At 65.9% G+C, this 7,178-nt stretch carries 6 protein-coding genes and 1 pseudogene; 3 read left to right on the plus strand and 4 right to left on the minus strand.

Annotated features, from left to right (window positions below; all coding sequences use genetic code 11):
- Together AC6RA4_RS21665 and AC6RA4_RS21670 are read right to left on the minus strand one after the other, a co-directional pair.
- Nucleotides 1-607 (minus strand): annotated as a pseudogene (locus AC6RA4_RS21665) (amidohydrolase); the annotation flags it as partial.
- 295 nt (nt 608-902) lie between these two features.
- Entirely contained in the window at nt 903-1,148 is a 246-nt protein-coding gene (locus AC6RA4_RS21670; RefSeq protein ID WP_500163843.1) for a DUF333 domain-containing protein, read from the minus strand.
- Nucleotides 1,149-2,029: 881 nt separating this feature from the next.
- On the opposite strand from AC6RA4_RS21670, the gene AC6RA4_RS21675 reads away from it, so the two are divergent.
- Entirely contained in the window at nt 2,030-2,287 is a 258-nt protein-coding gene (locus AC6RA4_RS21675) for a c-type cytochrome (protein ID WP_500163845.1), read from the plus strand.
- A gap of 129 nt (nt 2,288-2,416) precedes the next feature.
- Nucleotides 2,417-4,183: a PQQ-dependent methanol/ethanol family dehydrogenase gene (locus AC6RA4_RS21680; RefSeq protein ID WP_500163847.1), complete on the plus strand. Its 1,767-nt coding sequence runs from the start codon at nt 2,417-2,419 to the stop codon at nt 4,181-4,183.
- Nucleotides 4,184-4,276: 93 nt separating this feature from the next.
- Here AC6RA4_RS21680 and AC6RA4_RS21685 read toward each other — a convergent pair whose 3' ends face one another.
- Nucleotides 4,277-5,728: a sensor histidine kinase gene (locus tag AC6RA4_RS21685; RefSeq protein ID WP_500163849.1), complete on the minus strand. Its 1,452-nt coding sequence runs from the start codon at nt 5,726-5,728 to the stop codon at nt 4,277-4,279.
- 423 nt (nt 5,729-6,151) lie between these two features.
- On the opposite strand from AC6RA4_RS21685, the gene AC6RA4_RS21690 reads away from it, so the two are divergent.
- Nucleotides 6,152-6,565, plus strand: a complete 414-nt coding sequence (locus tag AC6RA4_RS21690; protein ID WP_500163850.1) for a response regulator — start codon at nt 6,152-6,154, stop codon at nt 6,563-6,565.
- Nucleotides 6,566-6,574: 9 nt separating this feature from the next.
- Here AC6RA4_RS21690 and AC6RA4_RS21695 read toward each other — a convergent pair whose 3' ends face one another.
- Nucleotides 6,575-7,177, minus strand: coding sequence for an aspartate/glutamate racemase family protein (locus tag AC6RA4_RS21695; RefSeq protein WP_500163852.1), 603 nt, complete (start codon nt 7,175-7,177; stop codon nt 6,575-6,577).
- Between the last annotated feature and the right edge of the window lies 1 nt (nt 7,178).

The following is a 7,178-nucleotide window of genomic DNA, read 5'->3' on the forward strand; positions in this document are numbered from 1 at the left end:
TGCCCTGTTCCCAGAAATGGCCCTCCTCATAGTTCGACTGTTCCTGTGCCGACGGGGACCAGCCCGCCATCAGGTCCCGGGTCACGCCAGCGCGTGCCATCGCGGCGCTGTTCAGGACGAATTCGTGGCACGAGCGCGCCCAGGCAAAGATCGGGCGCGTGGCGCTGATCTCGTCGAGATCGGCGCGGGTCAGCGGGCCGTAGAACGCAGCGTGATAGCCCCAGGTGAGCAGAGGCTCATCGGGAGTGTCCAGCGCGGCCTCCGCCTCGGCGAGACGGGTCATGAAATCGTCCTTGTCCGTCACGGCGGGGACGGTGCCGCCGGGCAGCACCCAGTCTTCGATGGCAAGGATATGCGAGGACATGGTCAGCCCGGCAAGAACCGGGTGGTCGTGCTGGGCGATGAAGCCGGGCACGATGACATGGTCGTCGAACCTGCGGTCAATGTCATGCGGCTGGTCCCCCAGCGCCGCTTCGAGCTCATCCAGCGTGCCGGTGGCGAGAATCCGGCCATTCACCACCGCCACGGCCTCTGCCGTGGGCCGGTCGGGATCGAGCGTGACAATCTCGCGCGCGGTGAAGATGGTCGCCCTGTCGAGTCCGAGCATGGCGCCGCCAAGGTCTGACAGCGAGCTGGACCCGGCCCATCCCAGTCCCGGCACTGCCAGCGCAGTGGACCCGGCCAGCGCAGTCTTTAGGAAACGTCGTCTCTGAAGTCCGGCCATGGCTTTCATCCTCATCAGCGATCGGGAGCGGCGTCATCGGTCAGCGGAAGGCAGAGCGCGCTGTCGCGGCGCCGCCCGCCACTGCAGACCTGCCAAAGCCCCAGCCGGTCGCCCTTATGCGATCAGAACCCTCTGCGAGGACGCCGCAGGTCCCGGTCGCAAGACGGCTGCAAGAGCGTCAGGACCCGTCGGTTTCGACCTTGTCCCAGTTCTCGCGGAAATACTCCCACTCATCCACCTTGGTGCCGTCCGGCAGAATGCAATATCCGCGCTCTCCGTCGGCTTCTGTCTCGATCACGGAAGTCCCACCGCTTTCGACGCAAAAGACCGATGCCGGATTTGCAATCATGGTCTCACCAGCGGCGAAAACCGGAGAGGCCACAAGGATAACCACGGGAAGGCGAGCAATATGGCCCAGTCGCATTTTGATAGTCCTCCTCAGGAATCTCACAGCCGACTTGCAGTCTATGCCGATGGGAAAATCGGTCAACAGCTGTTGGTCTGTCCGGCAGATTTCCCTCCAAATCCCCGCCGGGCCGAATCCAACACTTCAGAAAGAAAGAGAAACTTTCGAGACGCCCCCTGATCGAGCGACGGAATTTCTGTTTTGCCGTGCGCCATGCCTTGCCGGGTCGAGATAGGGACAAGACAATATGGAAGAGTCTCCATTTGGCGTTTTAAATGCGCGCGAAATGCATATTTCAAAATCCGGATCGTCGGCGAGATCTGCGCAGAACACCGGGGCGCTCGGCCGCGATCCATATCGCAGAACCCGCCACGGTCGCCATCAGAGTCGAGCGCGTCCCGCGATGGCTTGAGAGCGGACTTAGGGTGAGCGCACAACCGACAGCCGCTCGACCGTCACCGCCGTCAAGAATGGGGGCGCTGCCCCCGCCGCGGCAAGCCGCGACTCCCCCGAGGTATCTTTGAACCAAAGAAGACAGGGGCGTGGTTCTGGGTGCCTCGGCGTCGTGCAGCGGGCCCGGGGGCGCGGGCGGCGTGAGGGCTGCAGCGGTCTGCGCCGCAAGGGCGGACGCACAGGGTGCGGATCTCGGAGGGCGTTGGCGCGGTGGTGTTAGACCTTGGTGCAATTCACCCGCCCCGGACCGGGAGGTTTACTCGGCCCCGGAACCGCGCGCCCCTCAGCGGTGCCGGCGCGGCGAGACCCGTGGCCGGTGCCGCCAAACCGGAGATCTCAATGTCTCGCTTCATCGCCATGGCGGCCCTGTGCCTGGCCAGTTCCGCCACAGCCAACACCTTCGACGAGGTCAAGGTCTCGGCCGGCCAGCAGCTCTTCGAAGCCGAATGCCGCCGCTGGAGAACGTGCTTTATCGCGGCGCCGGAACCTACCCGGATTACGACTATTCCACCGCGCTCTCGGCCTCGGGGATCGTCTGGACCCCGGCGGCGCTGAGGGCCTGGATGGAAGACAATGACGGCTTCATGCCGGGCACCAAGATGCGCCATGTGGGCATCGAGGACCGCACCGTGCAGGACTTCATCCTCGCCTATCTGCGCGCGATCAGCCCGCAGGACAACCGCGCCATCGAGGGGCAGAACTAACCCTTCGGAAAGGTCTTACGACCATGGTGCAATTCATCTCCGGCCCCGTGCCGGGGATGCTTGCACCGGAGGAGGGCGCGGCCCGGCGGCCGAACCGAACACTCTGAACCGTCTCTAAGGGAGGACATCATGAACCGCTTCATTCTGGCAGTGACCGCAGGTCTGCTGGCGACCGGTGCCGCGCAGGCCCAGGTCACCGAGGAGGACCTGGCCAACGACCAGTCCATCACCACCCAGGTGGTGACCAACGGCATGGGCCGCCACCTGCAGCGCTACAGCCCGCTCGACACGCTCAACAAGGACAACGTCAAGAACCTCGTGCCCGCCTGGGCCTTCTCCATGGGCGGCGAAAAGCAGCGCGGCCAGGAAACCCAGCCGATCGTCTATGACGGCGTGATGTATGTCACCGGCTCCTACTCCCGGCTCTACGCCATCGACATGAAGACCGGCGAGGAACTCTGGCAGTACGACGCCCGCCTGCCCGAGGGCATCCTGCCCTGCTGCGACGTGATCAACCGCGGCGCCGCGATCTACGGCGACAAGATCATCTTCGGCACGCTCGACGCCCGTCTCGTGGCGCTCGACCGCAAGACCGGCGACGTGGTCTGGCGCGACAAGATCGCCGATTACAAGGCCGGCTACTCCTACACCGCAGCGCCGCTGATCGTGAATGGCCTCGTCATCACCGGCAACTCGGGCGGCGAGTTCGGCATCGTCGGCGAGGTGCAGGCCCGTGACGCCGAGACCGGCGACATGGTCTGGACCCGTCCGGTGATCGAGGGCCACATGGGCACGCTGAACGGCGAAGAAAGCACCATGACCGGCGAGCTCAACGCCACCTGGCCGGGCGATCTGTGGAAGACCGGCGGCGGCGCCACCTGGCTCGGCGGCTCCTACGACGCCGAGACCGACACGCTGGTCTTCGGCACCGGCAACCCGGCGCCCTGGAACAGCCACCTGCGCGGCGCCGGCCAGCCCAGCGAGGGCAACACCGGCGACAACCTCTACGCCGCCTCGCGCCTCGGCATCGACCCGGCCACCGGCGAGATCAAGTGGCACTTCCAGACCACCCCGCGCGAGGGCTGGGACTATGACGGTGTGAACGAGGTCGTGGCCTACGAGGATGCCGACGGCAACAAGCGCTTCGCCACCGCCGACCGCAACGGCTTCTTCTACGTGCTGAACCGCGAGGATGGCGATTTCGTCTCGGCGCACCCCTTCGTCAAGGACATCACTTGGGCCTCCGGCGTCGACGAAACCGGCCGCCCGATCTTTGTCGAGGAGAACCGTCCCGGCGATCCCAGCGCGGCCGCCGATGGCGGCAAGGGCGAGGTGGTGTTCTCGGCCCCGGGCTTCCTCGGCGGCAAGAACTGGATGCCGATGGCCTACAGCCAGAACACCGGCCTGTTCTACGTGCCCTCGAACGAGTGGGGCATGGACATCTGGAACGAGCCCGTGACCTACAAGAAGGGCGCCGCCTACCTCGGCTCGGGCTTCACCATCAAGCCGATGTACGAAGACCATATCGGCTCGCTCAAAGCCATCGACCCGGCCACCGGCGAGTGGAAGTGGGAGTTCAAGAACGAGGCTCCGCTCTGGGGCGGCGTGATGACCACCGCTGGCGGCCTGGTCTTCACCGGCACCCCAGAGGGCAAGTTCCTGGCGCTGGATGACGAGACCGGCGAAGTTCTGTGGAGCTTCCAGACCGGCTCGGGCATCGTCGGCCAGCCGATCACCTTCGACATGGACGGCGAGCAGTACGTCTCGGTGGTCTCGGGCTGGGGCGGCGCGGTTCCGCTCTGGGGCGGCGAGGTTGCCAAGAAGGTGAACTACCTCAACCAGGGTGGCACCGTCTGGACCTTCAAGCTGCCCAAGCAGCTCGCCTCTTCGAACTGATCGAGGGCCTCCTCCCAGGGTCCGCCTCCCCGACCGGACCTCATACGATGCGCCGCGCCCACCGCGGCGCATCGTTCCGTTTGCGGCCCCGCCCTAGGGCGCGCGCGGCAGGGTGAAGAGCAGTGCCGCACCGCCTTGGTCGCCATCCTCGACCCAGATCCGCCCGCCATGCAGCGACACCACCCGGTCGCAGAGCGACAGGCCGAGACCGCTGCCACCAAGCGCCGCATCGGCGCGCAGTCGGTGGAACAGCTCGAACACCTTTTCGCGCTGGTCCGGCGGAATGCCGGGACCGTTGTCGCGCACCTTGATCCCCACCCGCTTCGGACCCGCGTCGAACGCGGTGACATGCACCACCGGCCGACGCTCGGGGTGGCGGTATTTCAGCGCATTGCCCAGCAGGTTCTGCGCCATCTGGCCGACCAGCAGCGGCGACCCCGACGCCATCGGCAGCGGCGCGACGATGACCTCTGCGCCGCTGCGCAGGATCTCGTCGTGCAGCAGCTCCGCCGCCTCCGCGAAACAGGCGCCAAGATCGACCGGTTCGAACTCCACCTCGGTGTTCTCGATGCGGAACAGGTCGACCACGGCGGTGATCCGGGCGCGCAGCTGGTCGGCGGCGCGGGTGGCAAAGCCAAAGATCTCCGCCGCCTCCTCATCGACCGCCTCGCCAAGCGCCGAGCGCAACATCGACAGTCCCCCGGCGATGGTGTTTGCCGGCTCCAGCAGGTCATGCGCCGCCATGAAGGCGAAGTGGCGGATCTCGTCGAGCGCCGCCTCGCGCCGGCGCAGCTCGGTGATGTCGGACAGGATGCCCATCATGCGCAGCGGCGCACCGCCGCCGTTCCACGCCACCACCTGCCCCCGGCAATGGCCCCAGACCGTCGCCCCGTCCTTGCGGATGTAGCGCAGCTCGAGATCGAAGGGCTGTTTGCCGCGGCTCTCGACATGGGCGCGAAACACCTGCTGCAGGCGCGGCAGGTCCTCGGGATGCACGCGCTGCTGCCACGCCGCGGCGCTGGTCCCGAGTTCGCCACCGGCGAAGCCCAGCATCGTCTGCAGGAGGGGGCTCATGAAGGCGGTGTTGTCCTGCACGTGCCAGTCCCAGAACCCGGCCTGCCCCGCCTCGATCATGCGTTCGACATGTGCGAGCACGCCGCACGCGCCGACATCCGCATCGCCCTCCGCGAGGATCGTCACGCCGCCGGGCCTGCGGGCGGCAGAGGCGGAAAGCATCGCAACAGCGGCCTCCTCGCCAGCTGGCTCGGCGGGCCTCAGCCCGAAGCGCAGTGCCCCCCCGTCCTCCGGACGGTGGCGCAAAATCGGGGTCTGCCCTGCCGGCGGCACATAGACCCGCCCGGGCGCGGCGCGCATGCCCTCGGTGATCTCGTGCCATCGCGTGCCCGGACCTGTCGCCTTCGCCAGCCGCTCCCGGTCCTGCGCGGGCGGCGGCGCCGTCAGAAGCACCGACCGCTCCGCCTCGGCCAGCGCCACGTCCAGAGCCGCGATCTCCGCGCGCAATCCCTCGGTGTCGCCTTGATCCATAACGACCAACGCCCAACTGCCTGTCTCGCGCGGCCGCGCAGGCTCGGACGACTTATCGCACCGCGATATCGTTTCTTTCATTCCGGGACTCCCAACCGATCTGAATGATGTTCAAGTCGGCGGGATTTTTCAAGTGCTTCGTCCGTCGCATGGAATTCAACGAGATCGAAATAGAAACGATTATAGGCGCATGGGCTTTTCACGCCTATTTCCACGCGACCTTTCCGGCTCCAAGATTGACTTCTTATATGCCTCGTAACAGGCTCACCCTCATCGCAATGAATATCAATTCGCCACAAACCATTTCACGAAACACAAGTTTTCTGGCAAATTGTTAATATATACTTTCGAACCTCGCTTCTGAGGCGAGGAAAGATTCGGGAAGAGGCGACCCACACGGCCAATCGTCTCGGGGGACATGGTATGTTGCAGACCGGGCATAGTTCTTCGCTCGACGCCAAGACACTGAAGAAGACCGTCCTGATCGTGGATGATGACGAGTGGATCCGGTTCTCGGTCCAGAAACATCTGAAGGAAGAGAATTTCGACGCGCGGGCGGTTCCCTTTCCGGACGAGGCGCTATCGCTCTGCGCCCAGAACCCCAAGGCGTTCGGCCTTATCCTGCTCGATATCCGATTTCCGAATGGCGAGTGCGGCCTCGACTACGCGCGGGATTTCAAGAAACTCACCGAAGGCACGTCCTGCGGAGTGGTGGGGATCACCTCGCACATGGCGTTTCTGGAAAAGGGCGACTGGACCAAGTTCGGAATGGACGACCTGTTGCTGAAGCCGCTGCACAAGTGGCTTCTGGTCAGCTACGCCCGGCGGTATTGCTGAGCGCGGATTTCAGGCAAACAACAGGAAGCTGCGCGCCGCCGCCTCGACCGGATCGATCACCGGGCAGCTGAGCGCCTCGCGCGCCCGCCGGGTCAGCGCCGACATGCCGGCGCAGCCGAGGATCACGCAATCCGCCCCGTCCTCTGCCTCTGCACGCTGCGCCTCCTCGACGATGCGGGTGAGTGCCGCGTCGGGATCCTCCTCCAGCGCCAGCACCGGCACGCCCGAAGCGCGCACCTTGGCACAATGCCCGGCAAGACCGTAGCGCGCGATATTGCCCTCGATCACCGGCAGGGAGATCGGCAGCGTGGTCACCACGCTGAAGCGCCAGCTGCGCAGCGCCGCGAGGTGGAACGCCGCCTGCCCGATGCCGATGACGGGGCAATGCGCGTGGCGCGCCGCCTCATCGAGGCCGGTGTCGTCGAAGCAGCTGATCGCCACGCCATCCACGCCCGCCCCATCAAGTTCGGAGACGATCTCGAGCAGCGGCGGGATCGCCGCCTCGCCATCCTCGGCGCCCTGGATCGCGGGCGGGCCGCAAAGCGAGGTCCGTCCGGTGATCGGCAGCCCCGGCGCGGCGGCGCGGGCGGCCGCGACGATCGTCGCGGTCATC

It is taken from the genome of Salipiger sp. (assembly GCF_059781815.1).